This is a genomic window from Pseudonocardia sp. NPDC049154, assembly GCF_040648315.1.
Taxonomy (GTDB): domain Bacteria; phylum Actinomycetota; class Actinomycetes; order Mycobacteriales; family Pseudonocardiaceae; genus Pseudonocardia.
The window spans coordinates 40,604-57,625 of the sequence record NZ_JBEZDN010000013.1; the positions used below are offsets into that span (position 1 = coordinate 40,604).

The 17,022-nt window shown below is 75.2% G+C and carries 21 protein-coding genes; 7 read left to right on the top strand and 14 right to left on the bottom strand.

From position 1 onward, the window contains the following. Window position 1 precedes the first annotated feature (1 nt). From AB0B41_RS09975 to AB0B41_RS09985, 3 genes are all read left to right on the top strand, one after another. Entirely contained in the window at window positions 2–265 is a 264-nt protein-coding gene (locus AB0B41_RS09975; protein ID WP_358201202.1) for a gas vesicle protein, read from the top strand. Next, the gene (locus AB0B41_RS09980) at window positions 258–554 is read left to right on the top strand and encodes a gas vesicle protein K (protein WP_037046795.1); all 297 of its coding nucleotides are present in this window, start codon (window positions 258–260) and stop codon (window positions 552–554) included. The genes AB0B41_RS09975 and AB0B41_RS09980 overlap by 8 nt, the downstream gene beginning before the upstream one ends. Window positions 555–624: 70 nt before the next feature. Next, window positions 625–1,539, top strand: a complete 915-nt coding sequence (locus AB0B41_RS09985) for a Ku protein (protein ID WP_358201081.1) — start codon at window positions 625–627, stop codon at window positions 1,537–1,539. A 9-nt stretch (window positions 1,540–1,548) separates the two neighbouring features. Here the strand turns inward: AB0B41_RS09985 and AB0B41_RS09990 are convergent, their stop codons facing one another. Further along, window positions 1,549–2,625 (bottom strand): glutamate--cysteine ligase, encoded by a 1,077-nt coding sequence (locus tag AB0B41_RS09990; protein WP_358201083.1) that lies wholly within the window; start codon window positions 2,623–2,625, stop codon window positions 1,549–1,551. A gap of 49 nt (window positions 2,626–2,674) precedes the next feature. Further along, entirely contained in the window at window positions 2,675–3,106 is a 432-nt protein-coding gene (locus AB0B41_RS09995; protein WP_358201085.1) for a DUF3040 domain-containing protein, read from the bottom strand. Window positions 3,107–3,225: 119 nt separating this feature from the next. Here AB0B41_RS09995 and AB0B41_RS10000 point away from each other — a divergent pair, with 119 nt between their 5' ends. Beyond that, on the top strand, window positions 3,226–4,233 hold the full coding sequence (locus tag AB0B41_RS10000; RefSeq protein WP_358201087.1) for a TIGR03557 family F420-dependent LLM class oxidoreductase: 1,008 nt from the start codon (window positions 3,226–3,228) through the stop codon (window positions 4,231–4,233). Here the strand turns inward: AB0B41_RS10000 and AB0B41_RS10005 are convergent. From AB0B41_RS10005 to AB0B41_RS10035, 7 genes are all read right to left on the bottom strand, one after another. Beyond that, complete coding sequence (locus AB0B41_RS10005; RefSeq protein WP_358201089.1) at window positions 4,211–4,879, bottom strand: HAD family hydrolase; 669 nt, start codon at window positions 4,877–4,879, stop codon at window positions 4,211–4,213. The two genes, AB0B41_RS10000 and AB0B41_RS10005, sit on opposite strands and share 23 nt — an antisense overlap. A gap of 38 nt (window positions 4,880–4,917) precedes the next feature. Then, a complete protein-coding gene (gene ligD, locus AB0B41_RS10010; protein ID WP_358201091.1) occupies window positions 4,918–5,922 on the bottom strand; it encodes a non-homologous end-joining DNA ligase in 1,005 nt (334 codons plus the stop codon). A 43-nt stretch (window positions 5,923–5,965) separates the two neighbouring features. Then, complete coding sequence (locus AB0B41_RS10015) at window positions 5,966–7,723, bottom strand: phosphatidylglycerol lysyltransferase domain-containing protein (protein ID WP_358201093.1); 1,758 nt, start codon at window positions 7,721–7,723, stop codon at window positions 5,966–5,968. 92 nt (window positions 7,724–7,815) lie between these two features. Continuing rightward, on the bottom strand, window positions 7,816–8,706 hold the full coding sequence (locus tag AB0B41_RS10020) for a DMT family transporter (RefSeq protein ID WP_358201095.1): 891 nt from the start codon (window positions 8,704–8,706) through the stop codon (window positions 7,816–7,818). A gap of 129 nt (window positions 8,707–8,835) precedes the next feature. Beyond that, on the bottom strand, window positions 8,836–9,867 hold the full coding sequence (locus AB0B41_RS10025) for an LLM class flavin-dependent oxidoreductase (protein WP_358201097.1): 1,032 nt from the start codon (window positions 9,865–9,867) through the stop codon (window positions 8,836–8,838). Window positions 9,868–9,926: 59 nt separating this feature from the next. Then, a complete protein-coding gene (locus AB0B41_RS10030; RefSeq protein WP_358201099.1) occupies window positions 9,927–10,583 on the bottom strand; it encodes a DUF1990 family protein in 657 nt (218 codons plus the stop codon). 47 nt (window positions 10,584–10,630) lie between these two features. Further along, window positions 10,631–10,852: a hypothetical protein gene (locus AB0B41_RS10035; RefSeq protein ID WP_358201101.1), complete on the bottom strand. Its 222-nt coding sequence runs from the start codon at window positions 10,850–10,852 to the stop codon at window positions 10,631–10,633. 37 nt (window positions 10,853–10,889) lie between these two features. On the opposite strand from AB0B41_RS10035, the gene AB0B41_RS10040 reads away from it, so the two are divergent. Then, the gene (locus AB0B41_RS10040; RefSeq protein ID WP_358201103.1) at window positions 10,890–11,681 is read left to right on the top strand and encodes a DUF1990 family protein; all 792 of its coding nucleotides are present in this window, start codon (window positions 10,890–10,892) and stop codon (window positions 11,679–11,681) included. A 221-nt stretch (window positions 11,682–11,902) separates the two neighbouring features. Here the strand turns inward: AB0B41_RS10040 and AB0B41_RS10045 are convergent, their stop codons facing one another. After that, window positions 11,903–12,592: a fasciclin domain-containing protein gene (locus tag AB0B41_RS10045; RefSeq protein ID WP_358201105.1), complete on the bottom strand. Its 690-nt coding sequence runs from the start codon at window positions 12,590–12,592 to the stop codon at window positions 11,903–11,905. Between the two features lie 300 nt (window positions 12,593–12,892). Here AB0B41_RS10045 and AB0B41_RS10050 point away from each other — a divergent pair, with 300 nt between their 5' ends. Continuing rightward, on the top strand, window positions 12,893–13,171 hold the full coding sequence (locus tag AB0B41_RS10050) for a hypothetical protein (protein ID WP_358201107.1): 279 nt from the start codon (window positions 12,893–12,895) through the stop codon (window positions 13,169–13,171). A gap of 96 nt (window positions 13,172–13,267) precedes the next feature. On the opposite strand, the gene AB0B41_RS10055 is transcribed toward AB0B41_RS10050, so the two are convergent. The 3 genes from AB0B41_RS10055 to AB0B41_RS10065 are packed head-to-tail and all read right to left on the bottom strand — an operon-like array spanning window position 13,268 to window position 15,414. Further along, complete coding sequence (locus AB0B41_RS10055) at window positions 13,268–14,044, bottom strand: anti-sigma factor (protein WP_358201109.1); 777 nt, start codon at window positions 14,042–14,044, stop codon at window positions 13,268–13,270. Next, window positions 14,041–14,652 carry a sigma-70 family RNA polymerase sigma factor gene (locus AB0B41_RS10060; RefSeq protein WP_358201111.1) on the bottom strand — a complete coding sequence of 204 codons (612 nt, stop codon included), beginning with the start codon at window positions 14,650–14,652 and terminating at the stop codon, window positions 14,041–14,043. Before AB0B41_RS10060 ends, AB0B41_RS10055 begins: the two co-directional genes overlap by 4 nt. A gap of 45 nt (window positions 14,653–14,697) precedes the next feature. Beyond that, window positions 14,698–15,414 carry a M24 family metallopeptidase gene (locus AB0B41_RS10065; protein ID WP_358201113.1) on the bottom strand — a complete coding sequence of 239 codons (717 nt, stop codon included), beginning with the start codon at window positions 15,412–15,414 and terminating at the stop codon, window positions 14,698–14,700. Window positions 15,415–15,491: 77 nt separating this feature from the next. On the opposite strand from AB0B41_RS10065, the gene AB0B41_RS10070 reads away from it, so the two are divergent. Continuing rightward, complete coding sequence (locus tag AB0B41_RS10070; protein WP_358201115.1) at window positions 15,492–16,490, top strand: bile acid:sodium symporter; 999 nt, start codon at window positions 15,492–15,494, stop codon at window positions 16,488–16,490. Here the strand turns inward: AB0B41_RS10070 and AB0B41_RS10075 are convergent. Further along, complete coding sequence (locus AB0B41_RS10075; RefSeq protein ID WP_037047113.1) at window positions 16,477–16,800, bottom strand: putative quinol monooxygenase; 324 nt, start codon at window positions 16,798–16,800, stop codon at window positions 16,477–16,479. The two genes, AB0B41_RS10070 and AB0B41_RS10075, sit on opposite strands and share 14 nt — an antisense overlap. Window positions 16,801–17,022 lie beyond the last annotated feature (222 nt).

A 17,022-nucleotide genomic window follows, 5' to 3' on the forward strand; every position in this document is an offset into this window, starting at 1 on the left:
GCTGGCCCGAGCTGATGGCCGGGGTCGCGAGCTCCCCCTCCACCCGGACGACGAGCTGTCGTTGGTCGACCTGCTCGACCGGCTGCTGGCCGGCGGCGTGATGCTCACCGGCGACATCACGATCTCGCTGGCCGACGTGGACCTCGTGCACGTCTCGCTCCGGGCGCTGATCAGCTCGGTGTCGACCCTGATGGAGGGGCAGGAGACCGCCGTGCCGGAGTCCGCCCTCACGGAGGCCGAGCGCGCGGAGGCCCGGCGTGCCTGAGCTGCCCCGCCGCGTGGAGGCCCAGCCGGACACGGTCGGCCGCGACCTCGGCCGGCTGGTGCTGACGATCGTGGAGCTGCTGCGCCAGCTCATGGAGCGGCAGGCGCTGCGCCGGGTCGACGCCGGCGACCTCCCCGACGAGAAGATCGAGCAGCTCGGCCTGGGCCTGATGCGGCTCGAGGAGGCGATGGTCGAGCTGCGCGAGCACTTCGGACTGGAGCCCGGCGACCTGAACATCGACCTCGGCCCGCTCGGTAACCTGCTCGGCCCGGAGGCCGGCAGCCGCTGACGGGTGACGGGCCGCGGCGGCGGGTACACGACCGTCGCCCGGACCGGCCGGGCGGGACGAGGGAGGCGGCGTGGCACGCGCGATCTGGACGGGCTCGATCACCTTCGGGCTGGTGTCGATCCCGGTGGGGCTGTTCACCGCGACGGACGACCACACCGTGCACTTCCACCAGTTCCAGCGGGGCACCTCGGACCGCATCCGCAACCAGCGGGTCAACGAGCGCACCGGCGAGGAGGTCGAGTACGGCGACGTCGTCAAGGGGGCGGAGGTCGGCGACGGCGAGTACGTCGTGGTCGAGCAGGAGGAGCTGGACCAGATCGCGCCCGGCCGCTCCCGGACCCTCGACATCACCGACTTCGTCGACCTCGCCGACATCGACCCGGTGTACTACCAGCGCACCTACTGGCTGGCCCCGACCGGCGACGAGTACCGCAAGCCCTACGCGCTGCTGCGCGAGGCGATGATGCAGGGCGACAAGGCCGCGATCGGCACGTTCGTGATGCGCGGCAAGGAGTACCTGGCCGCCGTGCGCGCCGACGGCGCGGTCCTGGCCCTGCACACCCTGCACTTCGCCGACGAGGTCCGGGACCCCGCGGAGCTGGAGAACGTGCCCACGCGCCGGACCAAGCCGGGGGACAAGGAGCTGAAGATGGCCACGCAGCTCGTCGAGTCGATGAGCGGGCCGTGGAAGCCCGACCAGTACCGCGACACCTACCGCGACCGGGTCGGGCAGCTGATCGAGGACAAGAAGCAGGGCAAGGAGATCGTCACCGAGTCCGAGCCGCCGGAGCCCACGGAGATGTCGGCGCTGCTGGAGGCCCTGCAGCGCAGCGTCGAGGAGGCCCGCGGGAAGAAGTCGGGCGGCAGCAAGTCGGGTGGCAAGTCGGGTGGCAGCAAGTCCGGCAGCGGCAAGTCCGGCAGCGGCAAGTCCGGCAGCAGCAGGTCGGGCGGGAAGTCGTCCGGCTCCCGCCGCAAGGCCTCCTGACCGGGCGCCTCAGCCCCGCGCCGCCAGCGCGTCGAGCACCACCGCGCGGAGGTCGCCGCCCTTCTCGAACGCGAGACGCTGATGGGTCGCGCCGGGGCGGCGCCCGTCCAGGACGTGCCAGAGCTCGCCGACGGTGTCGAGGTCGCCGGCGTCGTCCAGGGCCGGGCGGACGTGGTCGAGCAGGGCGCGCACGACGTCACCCGCCGGGGCGGGGCGCCAGGTGTGCGGGTGCAGCAGGTCGCCGTCCAGCCCCGAGCGGCTCGCGCGCCACGCGGCCAGCCGGAGGACCTCGGTGCGCACCGGGTCGGCGGGGACGCCGGCCGCCCAGTCCCGGGCCCCCGTCTCGACCAGGGCGCGGGTCAGGGCGGCGACGAGGACGGCGTCGGCCGGCTCGCGGCAGACGTCCGCCACCCGGACCTCGACGGTCGGGTGGTGGTGGGAGAGGCGGGCGTCGAAGTAGAGCATCCCCTCGTCGAGCAGGGTGTCGGTGCCGAGCAGGGTCTCGGTGAGCTCGCGGTACGCGGCGGCGGAGCCGTGCGGGCCGGTCGGGCCCGCCGAGGGCCAGCGCCCCCACACCTGGCTGCGGAAGCCCGCGTAGCCGGTGTCGGTACCCGACCAGAAGGGCGAGTTGACCGACAGCGCGATCAGCACCGCGAGCCAGGGCCGGATCCGGTCGAGCGCGCCGACGGCCTCCTCGGCGGAGTCCACCGCGACGTGCACGTGGCAGGCGCAGGTCAGCTGCTGGCGGCCGGTGCGGCCGAAGCGCTCCACCATCGCGCGGTAGCGGCGGCCCGGGGAGACGTGCGCGTCGGCGGGGACCGGCGGGGTCGCGAGCGGCACGGCCTCCACGCCCGCGGTCCGGGCGGCCCGGACCGCCTCCGCGCGCCGCGTGTGGATCTCGCCGAGCAGGTCGCCGAGATCGCGCACCGGGTCGGTCGCCGTCTCGACCTGCTCCGCCTGCAGCTCGGCCGTGAGATCAGCGTCCCCGGCGCGGCGCAGGACGGTCGAGCCGACCGCGCGCGGTTCCCCCGAATCGGGGTCGACCAGCAGGAACTCCTCCTCGACGCCGAGCGTCCGCACTGCCACGCGGTCAGTATCGCGGGCCCGGCGGAGCCCGGCTCGGGCGGTGGGACGATCAGTCGCAGCGCGGGGCCGGGCGCCGGGAGCGGCACCAGAACCCGCCCGCGGCCCCGAGTGCCGCACCGATCAGCGCGTAGCCCGGCCGACCGGCGAGGAGCCCGACGAGTAGCCCGATCGCGGACATCACGGCGAGGACGGCGATCGCCGCGATCTCGGGGCCGGGGGAGGGCGGCTCCTCCTCGTCGTCCTCCTCACCGATCTCGCCGACGCCGTCGGGGCCACCGTCGGCCGCGGCCGGGGCGGACGCACCCGTACCGAGCAGCGGGCCGGGGACCGGGGCCGCGGGCGCCGGATGGCCGGGGCTCGGCTCGACGGCCCCGGGCACCTCCCTCGGGTCCGCCGTGAGCTGCCGGGCGAGCCGGGGGTCCTCGTGCTCGAGGTACCTGCCGATCGCCGCGAGGGTCGCCCGTTCCTTGTTGCTGAGCACCGTGTGCTCCTCTCGTCCGGATCGCGCGGCTCGGACTACCCCGGACCGGCGGTCCGAACCGCTCCCGGCCCTACCCGTCGTGACCGAATCGCCGGGCACAGGGCGGGTACCCGCCCGTCATGACCTCCTTCGGCTACACCCTGATGACCGAGCAGCGCGGGCCCCGGGAGCTCGTCGCCGATGCCGTCGCCGCCGAACGGGCCGGGTTCGACTTCGAGGTGACGAGCGACCACTACTTCCCGTGGCTCGACGAGATGGGCCACGCCCCGTACGCGTGGAGCGTCCTCGGCGCCGTCGCGACCGCGACCGAGCGGGTCGGCCTGATGACCTACGTGACCTGCCCGATCATGCGGTACCACCCCGCCGTCGTCGCGCAGAAGGCGGCGACGGTCGCCCTGCTGTCCGACGGCCGGTTCACCCTGGGGCTGGGGTCCGGCGAGAACCTCAACGAGCACGTCGTGGGGCGGGGCTGGCCGACGGCCGACGTCCGCCAGGAGATGCTCGACGAGGCCGTCACGATCATCCGCGAGCTGTTCGCCGGCGGCTACGTGACGTTCGAGGGGAAGCACTTCCGCGTCGACTCGGCGAAGCTGTGGGACTGCCCGGAGGACGGCGTCCCGCTCGCGCTCGCGGTGTCCGGCGCCCAGTCGGTGAACCGGTACGCCCCCGTCGCCGACGCGATGGTCGCCGTCGAGCCCGAGCCGGACCTCGTGCAGGGCTGGGACCGGGCCTCCGGTGCCGACCTGCCGAAGATCGGCCAGCAGCCGCTCAGCTGGGGCCCGGACACGGACGCCGCCGTCGAGCGTGCGCACTCCCTGTTCCGCTGGTTCGCCGGCGGGTGGAAGGTCAACGCCGAGCTGCCCGGGACCGCCGGTTTCGCCGCGGCCACCCAGTTCGTGCGCAAGGAGGACGTGGCGGCGGCGATCGCGTGCGGGCCGGACGTCGCGGCGCACGTCGAGGCGGTGCGCCCGTTCGTCGAGGCCGGGTTCACGCACGTCGCGCTGGTCGAGGTCGGTGGCGGGATGCAGCCGGACTTCCTCGAGTTCGCGCGCACCGAACTGCTGCCGGCGCTGCGCGAGGAGTACGGCGAGGCGAAGGACGCCGCTATCGGCGTGCGAGCGCGCTGACCAGGTGGTCGCGGAGCTCCGGGACGGACTCGAACACCTCCCGGGCGCCCGCCTCCTTCAGCTCGTCGACGGAGAACCCGCCGGTCCGGATCGCGTAGCCCGCGTACCCGGCCCGGTGGGCCGCCTCGAAGTCCCACACCGAATCGCCGACGACGAGGGCGTCGCGGCCCTCGACCTTCTCCACCGCCACACCGATCAGGTCGGGCTGGGGCTTGGTCTGCTCGACGTCCTCGCTGCTGGTCCAGGCGTGGGCGAGCTCGCGGCCGCCGAAGAGGTCGAGGTAGGCGTCGACGTGCTCGGGCTTGCCGGAGCTGGCCAGCACGACCTTCAGCCCGGCGTCGCGCAGCGCGGTGAGCAGCTCGCGCACCCCCTCGAAGGGCCGGATCTCGCCGAGCAGGGGCTGGAACTCCTCCGCCCACGCCGTGCGGGCGGCGTCCCCGTGCTCCTCCTCGAAGTCCTTCCCGGCGACGGCGGGGACCAGCTGGTCGCCGCCCATCCCGATCGCCCGGTGCAGCCGCCAGACCGGCAGCGTGACGTCGAACCGCCGGAACGCGCGGAACCAGGCCAGGGCGTGGTGGTAGTTCGTGTCGACGAGGGTGCCGTCGACGTCGAGCACGGCGGTGTCCACGGTGGTCTCGGGAGCCATGGGGGCCGGGTACCCGCGGGGCGCCCCGCGACTCGCGCTCACGCCCGCGGTTCCTCGCGCACGACCTCGCGGGGATCCTTGTCGTCGCGCAGGCCGAGGTAGCGGGGATGCCGCAGCCGGCCGTCGCGGGTCCACTCGGTGAACCCGATCTGGGCGACGAGCTCGGGCCGCAGCCAGTGCGTGCCCTTCTCCCGGACGGCGCCGGCGAAGGGCGAGCGGTCCGCAGCGAGCCCGTCGAAGAGCTCCCGCAGGCGGTGCAGCACGCGCCCGTCGAAGCCGGTGCCGACCTTGCCCGCGTAGTGCAGCCCGTCGCCGTCGTACACACCGACGAGCAACGCGCCGAAGCCCTGCCGAGAGCCCGCCGGGTCGGTCCAGCCGCCGACGACGAACTCCTGCTCGCGGACGCACGTGAACTTCAGCCAGTCGTCGGACCGCCTCCCGGGCCGGTACCCGGAGTCCGCGCGCTTGGCGATCAGCCCCTCCCACCCGCGGGCGCAGGCCTCGGCGAGGTACGCCTCGCCGTCCGTGTTGCGGTGGGTCGAGAAACGGACCGGGTCAGCGAAGTCGACCGCCGCCCGCAGCAGCCGCTTGCGGGTGCGCAGGGGCAGGCCGGTGACGTCGCAGCCCGAGACGACCATGACGTCGAACAGGTAGACGAACACCGCCACGCCCGTGGCCCGCGCCCGGTCGGGGTCGTGCAGCCCGAGCCGCGCCTGGAGCGTCGAGAAGCTGGTCTGCGGGCCGTCGAAGGCCACGATCTCGCCGTCGGCGACCAGGGCCGGCCCGCGGCCCAGCGCCTCCGCGATCTCCGGGTAGGTCCCGGTCATCGACTTCTCCGAGCGTGACCAGATCGTGGTGCCGTCGCCGTCCCGAACGACCACCGCCCGCACGCCGTCGAGCTTCCGCTCGTACAGCCACCCCGGGTCGGAGAAGTGGTCGGCGGTCAGCGTGGCGAGCATGGGGCTGACGAAGCGGGCCGCCGCGGGTCGCAGCCCGGCCCGTTCGTCCGGGTCGAGCAGGTCGAGCGGATCGGTGTCGGCCATGGACGATGCCTACCGCCTCCCGCGGACCGGCGCACGTCCCCCTTCAGCGGCGCAGCATCCGCAGCAGGGCCGGCGGGCGGCCGCCGAACCCCTCCGCCTCGAGCATGGCGAGCAGCACCCGCGGCAGGTCCCGGACGGCCGGGAAGAGCAGGAAGCGGGGCACCCAGCAGGGCCGGAACTTGGCGTTGAACCGGTAGAGGCTCTCGATCTGCCACCACCGCGACGCGACGTGCAGGATCCGCGCCCACAGCCGCGCGACCGGCCCGGCGCCCAGCCGCTGCCCGCGCTCGAGGGCGCCGCGGAACACCGCGAAGTTCAGCGAGACCCGGGCGATCCCGTGCCCGCCCGCCCACCGCACGACCTCGACGACGAGCTGCTCGGTGAGCCCGCCGTCCGCCGTCGGGTCGCGGCGCATGAGGTCGAGGGAGAGCCCGGCGCGCCCCCACGGCACGAACTGCAGCAGCGCGGCCGGGACGCCGTCGCGGTGCGCGACGGCCAGGACCGCCTCGCCGTCCGTGCCGTCGGCGGTGCGGGAGAGGGCCATGGAGAAGCCGCGCTCCTCGGCGTCGCCGCGCCAGCTGCGGGCCAGCCGGGCGAGCTCGGCCCGCTCCTCCGGGTCGATCTCCCGGAGCCGCCGGACGCGGACCGTGAAGCCCGCCCGTTCGGCACGCGCCACGGTCTGCCGCACACCCCGCATCGTCCGGCCCTCGAGCGTGAACGCCGCGGTGTCCAGGACGGCCTCGTCGCCGAACTCCAGCACGGAGAACCCGGCGCGGGCCCACGCCGTCGCCCCCTCCTCGGAGCACGCCAGCACGGCCGGCACCCAGGCGTGGGCGACCGCCCGGTCGAGGAACGCCCCGATCGCCGCGTTCCACTCGCCCTGCTCGCCGAGCGGGTCCCCGGAGGCCAGCGCGACGCCGGCCAGCACGCGGTACGACACCGCGGCCCCGCCGCTCGGCGCGTAGACGACGGTGCGGTCGCGGCGCAGCGCGAAGTAGTCGAGCGAGTCCGGGTCGGGGCGGCGGGCGAGCATGGCGCGCAGCCGCGCCTCGTCGGCCGCCTCGAGGCGGGACTCGGGCTCGGGGGAGCGCAGCAGGAAGTACCCGGCGCCCAGCACCGCGAGCACGCCGAAGGTGAGCCCGACGGTGGCGGTGAGGTCGTCGAGCCATATCCCGCGGGCGGGGAACGCGACCGGGCCGGACACGCCGACCAGCGACAGCAGCGCCTGGACGAGCTGGTCCGACGCGCTGGTCCCGGGCGCGAGCCGGTGCGGGTTCAGCGCGAGGAACAGCCACACCACCGCCACGCCGGCCACGGCGAACTGCACGAGCACGCGCGCCGCCCGGGTGACCCCGCCCGGGTCGGAACGGGCCGGGAAGGACCGGCGGGTCACCACCAGCAGGACCAGCAGCAGCGCGGTGACCGCGGTGGCCACCGCGGCGTGGCCGTGCGCGGGGCCGATGACCCGGCCGAGGTTGACGGCGGTGAGTGCGGCCGTGATCACCACCGCGAGCGCCCACGCCCGCCGCTTCCGGCGGCGCAGCCCGGCGGCCAGCAGCAGCATCCCGACGCCCGCCACCACCGTGACGACGACCTGCCCGACCCCGACGATCTCCGGCAGGCCCACCGAGGCCCGGAACGGCTCGCCGAGCATCCGGCGCGGCCCGGCCAGCAGCCCGCCGGCGAGGGTGAGGATCCCGACGACGCGCGAGGACCACACGACCAGCCCGACCGCGGTCGCTCCGGCCAGGGTGCGGCCGGGCACCCTCGGCAGCGTGCGGGCCGGGGCGGGACGGGTCATCGCGCCCGCCCCGGCGTGCGGGACGCGGTCGGCGCCGGTGCCATGGGGCGCACCCTACGACCTCCCCACGGCGGGCACACCGGTCCCCGGACTCAGCCGCGCGAGCCCGCGGGCACCGGTACCGGGCCGAGGGGCGGCGGCAGGCCCGCGGGCGGCCGGCGGGCGGAGAGCAGGCCGACGCCGACGGCCGTCACCACCAGGCCCACGACGCCGAGGGCGAGGGTCGGCGGGGTGGTGCCGAACGGCTCACCGAGCACCAGCACGCCCATCGCGCCGGCCGTCAGCGGGTCCAGGAGGGTGAGGACGGCCAGCGGCGCGCCCAGCCCGCCGCCACGGTAGGCGTGCTGCGCGAGCGCCGTGCCGACCAGCGCGGCCGCGGCGGTCACGGCGACCCGCCCGGGGGTGAGATGGCCGACCAGCAGGGTCTTGGTGGTCGCGGACGCGACGCCGAAGCACAGGGCGGCGCCCACGGCGTAGCAGACCGCCGCCCCGCGGGGCAGCCGGCGTCCGCACAGCAGCCCGCCCGCCGCCGCAGCCGCGACCAGCGCCGTCAGCACGCCGGTGACCGCCCAGAAGCCGAGGCCGGCGCCCGGCGGGGGCGGTGCGCCGTGCGGGCCGTGGTGCGGCACGGCGGCGAGCACCGCGGGCAGGCCCAGCGCCACGCACAGCACCCCGGCCCACGAGCGCGGGGTGATCGCCGTGCGGTTCACCCGCGCGCCGAGCACGAGGGCGATGGCCAGGCAGGACACCCCGATCGGCTGCACGACGACGAGCGGCCCCGCGGCCAGGGCGGCGACGTGCAGGCCCGCCCCGGTCAGCGTGGCCGCCACGGCCGCCCACCAGAGCCGGCGGCGCAGCAGCCGGGTCATCAGGCCGAGCCCCGCCGCGGACTCCCGGGACGCCTCGCGCTCCTGCAGCACCGCGGAGATCGCGTAGAACACCGCCGAGGCGACCGCGAGCAGGATCGCGAGGGGGATCAGCACCTCCGCGACGATACGGGCCGGGCCCCGGTGCACCGGGCCGCCCCGCACGGGAATCGGCAGTTTCGATGACGCCGCCGTCGGGATCGTCCCGGCCCGCGCCCGGCCGTCCGGTTCGGGCCGCGACCGGGATCAGGCGGCCGCCGCGGGCCGCCAGCCGATCGCCGGCCCCAGCCGCGTCGCGATGTCGGTGAGGATCTGGACGTAGTCCTCCTGCGCGAAGCTGAAGGGCAGCGCGAACACCACCTCGCGCACCGCCCGGAACCCGGCGTGCGCGTACAGCTGCGCGGCGATCTCCTCGGACGTACCGACCAGGTCGCGGGCGAACAGCATCCCGGCCGGGCGCTGCGGGGCGAACGTGCGCGGCAGCCGGGCCTCGGCGTAGGCCTCGTACTTCGCGCGCTGCTGCGGCGTGGCCGAGTCGGTGGGCACCACGACGAGCCCCTGGGACACGCGGGCGGCCGCACCGGCGGGGTGCGCCGCCCGGAACGCGTCGACGTGGCTGCGCTGGATCTCGGCGAAGTCCGTGCCGACACCGTCCTCGGCCCGGACCACGCTGCTGGTCAGGAAGTTCATCCCCTGCTCGCCGGCCCGCCGGGCCGAGCCGAGGCTGGCCGCGCCGTACCACATCCGGCCGCGCAGCCCGGGGGAGTGCGGCTCCACCCGGTCGGAGAAGACCTCGATGCCCTGCGTGCCGGAGAACGAGCTCGCGGTCTCGCCGGCGACCAGCCGCAGCAGCCGGGACACCCGCTCCGGGCCGAAGTCCTCGAGGTCCGCGGTGTCCGGGTACAGCGACCCCTTGACGTCGTCGAAGTGCATCGGCGGTCCGACGCTCACGCCCGGGTTGAGCCGGCCGCCGGACAGGACGTCGACCGTCGCCAGGTCCTCGGCCAGCCGCAGCGGGTTCTCCCAGCCCAGCGGGATCACCGCGGTGCCCAGCTCGATGCGCCGGGTGCGCTGAGAGGCCGCGGCGAGCACCGCGACGGGGGAGGAGATCCCGTACTGCAGGTGGCGGTGGCGGACCCAGGCGCTGTCGAACCCGAGCTCCTCGCCCAGCTCGATCATGCGCAGGGTCGTCTCGTGGCCGGCGCCCGGATCGGCGCCGTCGAACGAGCCGATCGTGAGGAATCCGAGCTTCTCCAGCGGTTCCGACGGCGCGGGCATGCGTCCATCATGATCCGCGGGAGGGTGCGCCCGCGCGTGGGGGCCGGGCCGCGGCCGGGCTACCGGCACACCCCGGGCCGGACGAGGTCGAGCGCGAACCGGTCCCGCCACCGCTCCGGCCGCTCACGGGGCACGATGACCAGGCCGACCTCCGGCTCGTCGTCCCCCGGCGGGTTCGCGTCGATCAGCTCGCGCACGCGCTGTCCGACCCGCCGGTAGAACTCCAGCTGGACGGTGCGCCCGAACAGTCGCCAGCCGAGGCGGAGGATCGGGTTGGGCACGGGACCGCGGCGGGAGTAGGCGTGGATCCAGAAGGTGACGCGCCCGGTCTCCGGGTCCTTGGCCACCTCGTAGCTCAGCCGGCCCTGCTCGAGGTGCCCGCACAGCGTCTGGTAGGTCCAGCCCCACACCCGCTTGCCGTCGCGGACGGTGTCGTAGGCGTCGGTGACCCGGACGGGCATGAGGAAGCGGAGGAACAGGAACCGGCCCTCCAGCACCATGTCCCGGCCGAGCAGCGGGTCGTCGCGACGGTAGATGCCCCGGAGGATGCGGTCGTCGGCGAACTCGTAGTTGCGCACGACCCGGCAGGCGCGTTCGAAGGGGCCGTCGCGCTCGGGCGGGCCCGGGGCCTCGGTGCCGAGCTCGGCGTAGCCGGAGTCGACGTGCCAGTGCGGGTCGTCCGTGGTGGTGGGCGCCTCGTCCTCGGCGTAGTTCACGTCGAGGCCGGCGAGGTGGTCGACCTCCGCCTCCAGCGCCGCGCGGTTCAGCGGGACTCCTCGCGCCGCACCGACTCGCCGATCAGCCAGATCGTCGGCGGCCAGAGCCCGACGAACAGGGCGCGGCGCTCGGCGTTGCCCCGCTCCTCCTGGTCGACCGTCTTCGCCCGCATCCACAGCCCGATGCAGAGCGCGATGCAGCCCAGCGAGGCGCTCTGCAGGTGGATCGCGCGGACGCCTGCGCGCCGGAGGATCGTCCCGATGGTCACGCCGCATGGGTTCCCGATCGTCGGGTACTCACACCCGGTGCCCCTCCTCCGTTCCCGTGCGCGTCCGGCGACGGGCTCGCGACGGTCCCGCCGGGTCGGCGCGCTCGTCCGCTGGCCCGTCGGCGTCGGCATCGTCGCGTGGCGCTACCTCTGGCGGACGACGGTCACGCACCGCAGCGAGGAGCCCGGGGACGACTCCGACCTGCCGAAGCCGTTGCCGGCGGAGGTGTGCGACGACCGCGTCCAGCATCTCGAGGACGGCCACGGCGACCTGCTGCACCGCACCTACTCGGTGCGCATCGCCGGCAGCGAGCGGACGCCGGAGCAGCTGCTCGAGCTGCTCGCGGCGGACCCCAACGCCTGGTCGCCGTCGGGGATGGCGGTGTTCCGGCGGACGCGGGGCGCCGACGGCGCCATGACGGTGGGCGACGAGTTCCTCATCCGGCTGCCCGGGCCGTGGGACGGGCCGGTCCGCGTCGTCGGGTCCGGGCCGCGGCACTTCCGCCTCGCGACGCTGCGCGGGCACCTGGAGGCCGGGCAGATCGAGTTCCGGACCGAGGAGGCGGGCGAGGACGTCCGGTTCGTCGTCGAGTCCTGGGCCCGCCCGGGCGACCGGCTGTCCCATCTGCTGTACGACCAGGTGCTGGTGGCCAAGGAGGTGCAGCTGGTCATGTGGACGCACGCCTGCCTGCGCGCGGCCCGCCTGGCCGGCGGGCGGCCCCGCGGCGGCCTCACGGTGCGCACCCGACGGCTCGCGGTGGACGGGGACGGAGCGCCCACGACACGCCCGGGCGACGCGGATCGGACGGATTCGCCGCACCAGGTGTAGACGGCGTGCGGGGCGGGGACCCGGATACCGAGGCACAGACCGCGACTGTCCGTCGTTGGGGAGCGGATCGGGCAGTCCTTCGGGCCGGGGTCGCCGTGATCGGGGTGGCGGCCCCGGCCTCGCCTCGTCACGAGATCGATCTTCGGGGAGTGCCGACACGCCGAGGGGCGGGGACCGACCGGTCCCCGCCCCTCGCGCGTGTGCGGGTCAGCCCGCCGGCATCAGGACTCCGCCGGCATCAGGACCTTGTCGATGACGAACACGGTGGCGTTGGCGGTCGGGATGTTGCCGCAGAGGACCTTCGCGGTGTTGCCCTGGCCGTCGGTCACGGTCGGCGCCTCGGGCGTGCCGCCGATCGTCACGGTGCCCCCGGCCAGCTCGGTGGTGGTGCCGGCGGCGACGAGACCCTCGGCGTCGTAGCGCTGCGGCACCACGTGGTACGACAGCAGGCCGCCCAGCTGCTGCTGGTTCGCGAGCAGCCCGTTGAACGCCTGGTCGCCCAGCTGCGTCTTCACCTGGTCGAACGCGCCGTTGTACGGCGCGAACACGGTGATGCCCTTCTGCGAGTTCAGCGTGTCGGCCAGGCCCGGAACCTTCCCGACCGCGGTCACGAGCGTGGTGAGCAACGGGTTGGTGCTCGCCGCGCTGGCCACCGGCTGCGGGCCCATGTTGTTCAGCGAGCCGGGGGCGTCGCCCTGCGGCAGCTGGTTGCAGGCCGGCCCGAAGACGTCCGCGTCGGTGGTCACGCCGTCGCCCGCGGCGGCGGACATCGGGGCCGCCGACATCGGAGCCGAGGCCATCGGCGATGCCGGGGCGGCGGCGGTCGAGGACCCGGACCCGCCGCACGCGGCGAGACCCAGACCCAGGGCGGCGATCGCGCCGGCGGCGGCGACCCGGAAAGGCTTCTTCATCGTGTTCTCCCGTGGTTCCCGGCCCGGTTGCTCCGGGCCCGTCGTCGGTTTCTTCGACGGATCCCGGGAATGCGGTTCGTGCCTTCCCGTGCTTCGTTCTCGCCGCGAATCCGGTTCGTCCCGGAAGGCCGACAGGTCGGCGTCGCCGCAGGTGCCTGCGGGAGCAGGGCGCCGACCTCCAGGTCTAGGTGTCCTGTGCAGCTATCGACGAGCCTCGTGAATGACCATGCGGGAGGTCCTTACGACCATGACGGCCGAGGCGCATACTCGCGCCGCTCTCGAGACGTGGAGGAGGTCGTCATGCATTTCGGAGTGGTGCACGACATCCGCGACCCCGCCGGATGGGACCGCGTGATGAGCAGTAATCCCACTCTTCCGGAAGGCTTCGTGCTCCTCGCGAGCGTCACGCAGGACGACGCCGCGCGGGCGATGTGCATCTGGGAGGCACCCAGCCTCGACGGGCTGCAACAACTGCTGGACGGGGCATTCGGCGACGCGGTCGTGAACGACTGCTTCGTCGCGGACCCGGCCCGGTCGGTCAACCTGCCGGCTGCACGGCCGGAGGCCGCGCAGGCCTGACCGGCCGAGGCGGTACTGCCGCAGAGGCCCGGGCCGGGGGACGTCCCGCCCGGGCCCGTTGCCGTCGACGCCGGTCATCGAGCCGCTGCTGCCCGCTCAGGCCACCTGGCCGCTCGCCACGACCCGGCTCGGGGTCGCGGGGGCGACCCGGCCCGGTTCGAGCGACACGGCGTAGGCGGCGAAGGTGCCGCCGGCCGGCAGGGTGGTGACGTCCGTGTGCCCGGAGGTGGCGTCGAACGTGCCGAGCGGCACGGGAGCCGCGCCGGTGGGCGCCCCGACGCCCCACAGGACGTAGACGGAGCTCGCGCGGTCGTTGGTCGGGAGGTCCGCGACCACCACGCGCCGGACACCGTCGCCGGTCACCACGGCGGCCACCGGCGTCCCGTGCCCGTCGGTCAGGGTGGCGTGGGTGCTGCCGGGCGCGTCCAGCCCGGTCACGAGCCGCCCCAGGTCGCGGGCCTGGGCCACCTCGGCGTCGCGCTGCTGGTGCAGGGCAGCGGCCTGCCCGGCCAGCCCGCCGACGGCGACCACGCACGCCGCGACGGCCGCGACCATCCATCGACGGCGCGACCAGGGCCTCGCCCGCTCGGTCTGCCGCTCCTGCGGGCGGTCGACGGGTGCCGGGAGGCCGGGCGGGTCGTTCCTGCGCGCGGCGTGCAGGATCCGGTCGCGCAAGGCGGGCGGCGGCGGTACCGGCGGCACGGTCCGCGCCAGGCCGGCCAGGACGGCGTCGTGCCGGCGCAGGGCGACGGTGCACTCGGGGCAGCGCCCGAGGTGGGCGCGGACCTCGAACTCCTCGTCGGGCTCCAGGGCGTGCAGGGCGAAGCCGGCGACCTGGCGGCTCATCGGGCAGGGCGGGGCGGTCGTGGTCACCGGAGGTCGTCCTCGCCGAGGACCGGCCCGAGGGCGGTGCGCAGCCGGCCGAGGCCGGCGAACATCCGGGACTTCACCGTGCCGAGCGGCACGCCGGTGAGCGCGGCGACCTCGCGCTGGGTGTAGCCGCCGAAGTAGGCGAGGACGAGGGCGTGCCGCTGGTCGGCGGGCAGCGCGTCGAGCGCGGACCGCACCGTTCCGGCGACGACCGCGCCGAGCGCGTCGACGTCGGCGCCGGGCAGCCGGGGGAGGGCGCGGTCGGTGTCGTCGTCCATCGGCACCGTGCGCCGGCGTGCGGTGTCCTCGCGCCGGACCAGGTCCACCGCCTTGTGGTGGACCAGCGTCATCAGCCAGGTCGACGCCCGGCCGCGGCGTGGGTCGAAGCGTCCCGCCTCGCGCCAGACGGCGGTGAAGGCCTCCTGCACGGCGTCCTCGGCCAGCGCGTCGTCGCCGCAGATCCGACGGGCGAGCGACCAGGCCTGCCGGCCGTACCGGTCGTAGAGCCGGGCCAGCGCGTCGCGGCGGCCCTCCGCGACACCGGCGAGGAGATCGGCCTCGTCCGGCGCGGGCGCCCGGCCGGCGCGCGGGGCGGCCTCCCTGGGGTTCACGCCCGACGTTCGCGCCCGCCCGTCGGATCGGTTCGGGACGTGCGGTCAGCGGTGCAGCGTGAGGAGCTGCTCGAAGAACCCGCCGAACCCGCCCTCGCGGTCGACGAGGTGCACCTCGAGGATCCAGTGGCACCGCCGGCCCGACGGGTCCGTGCGGCGCATGGCGTGGTCGCTGCCGGGCGCGATGTAGCTCTCGATCCGCTCGCCGTCGATCCACTCGTGCGGGAACTCGCCCACGAGGTGACCGCTGTGCGCGCCGCCGAACTCCCAGCCCGCCTCCTCGGCCAGGCCGACGACGTGCGCGTACAGCTCCGCGCCGCTGATGTCCGGGTGGGCCTCGAAGTGGGCGCGGCCGGCGTCGAAGATGCGGGGCAGGTCGTCGCGCAGCCGGTGCTTGACCGGGTCGTCGCCCAGCACGAAGGTGCGCCCGAAGTCCGCCTCCCACTCGGCGAAGATCGGCCCGAGGTCGAGGAAGACGATGTCGTCCGCCTCGATCAGCCGGTCCGGCGGGTTCTCCTTGTAGGGCAGCAGGGTGTTCGGGCCCGAGCGCACCACCCGCTTGTGCCAGTGCCGGTCGGTGCCGAAGAGCTCCGCGCCGAGGTCGCGCACCCGGTCGCTCACGGTCCGCTCGGACTCGCCCGGCGCGATCAGCCCTCGCCGCCCCGCCTCCTCGAACAGGTGCAGGGCCTTGCGCTCCGCCTCGACGAGGTTCCGGGCCCGGGCCTCCTCGTCGACGGGTGCGGTGCCGCTCGCGTCGCTCATCGATCGCCTCCTCGCGTCACCCCGACCCTAGGTCGACATGGGACGCGCTTCTAGGCTCGGCGGCGGGAGGGGATCGGGTGGTCGGCTGGCTGGAACGGCACCAGGTCCCGCTGTACGTCGCCGCGATCGCGGCGGGGGTGGCGCTCGGGCTGCTCGCGCCGGCCGCGGGGCCGGCGCTCGCCGTGGCCGTCGGGCCGGTGCTGGGCGCGCTCCTGTACGTGACGTTCCTGCAGGTCCCGGCCCGGGAGCTCGCCCGTTCGCTGCGGGCGGGCCGGTTCCTTGCGGCGGTGCTGGTCGTCGACTTCGTGGTGGCGCCGCTCGTGGTCGCGGCGATGACGCCGTTCCTGCCCGCGGACGTCGCGGTCCGCACCGGCGTGCTGCTGGTGCTGCTCGCTCCGTGCGTCGACTACGTCGTGGTGTTCACCGGGTTGGCCGGCGGGAGCGCGGGTCGTCTGCTCGCCGCCACGCCGTTGCTGCTCCTGGCCCAGATGGCGCTGCTGCCGGTGCTCCTGGGCCTGCTGCTCGGGCCCGCGGCCGCCGGGGCGGTCGAACCCGGCCCGTTCGTCGAGGCGTTCCTCGGGTTCATCCTGCTGCCGCTCGCGCTGGCGTGGCTCACGCAGGGGTGGGCGGCGCGGCACCGCGGCGGCGCGGTGGTCGCGGGCGTGGCCGGGGCGGCGATGGTGCCGCTGATGGTGGCGACGCTGCTGCTCGTGGTCGCCTCGCAGGTCCCAGCGCTGGGCGGCGCCGGGGCGGTCCTCGGCGCCGTACCCTTCTACGTCGTGTTCCTGCTGGTCATGGTGCCGCTGGGGGCGCTGGCGGCCCGGCTGTTCCGGCTCGGGACCGCCGACGCCCGGGCCGTGGCGTTCACCGGTGCGACGCGCAACTCGCTCGTCGTGCTGCCGCTGGCCCTGGCGTTGCCCGCCGGGCCCGTCGTCGCGGCGACGGTGGTGGCGCAGACGCTCGTCGAGGTCCTGGGGATGGTCGTGGCGGTGCGGGCGGTGCCCCGGGTGGTGGCGCTGGTGCTCCGCGGGACGCCGGGGCGCCCCGCGGAGCAGCCCGGGCCTACTCGGGGGTGACCTCGGCCATGTCGTTCCAGGCCTCGCCGTCGAGGTCCTGGTAGTTGATCTTCGGGCGCTCGGCCACGACGGTGCCCATCCAGGGGAAGAAGTTCTGGGCGTGCTCGGTCTGGACGTGCGCGGAGCCGGCGTCGCCGTCGCGGAACGTCTCGACGATCGCGAACTCGTTCGGCGTGGTGCCGCTCTCGTAGAAGTCGAACGAGACGTTGCCCGGCTCGGCCCGCACGTTGTCGGTGTACTCCTTGATGCCGGCCAGCCAGTCCTCGCGCTTCGCGGGCTTGATCTTCACCTTGAGCACGATCAGGATCACGGCCACCTCCAGGGTCGATGGGGTCGGCCCCGGGCACCCCACCCGGGACGGTGGGGGCAGCCTCTCACCCCCGCGCCGCGGGCGGTGTCTCAATCGGCGACGGCCCGCCCGTCGGGTGAGGGCACCGGCGCGGGCCGCCGCCCGTCGCGCCGCTTCCGCTCACCGGAAGCTTGCCCTGACAAGGTTCGCGTACCCCGCTCATACTCCGGCGATCCGGACACC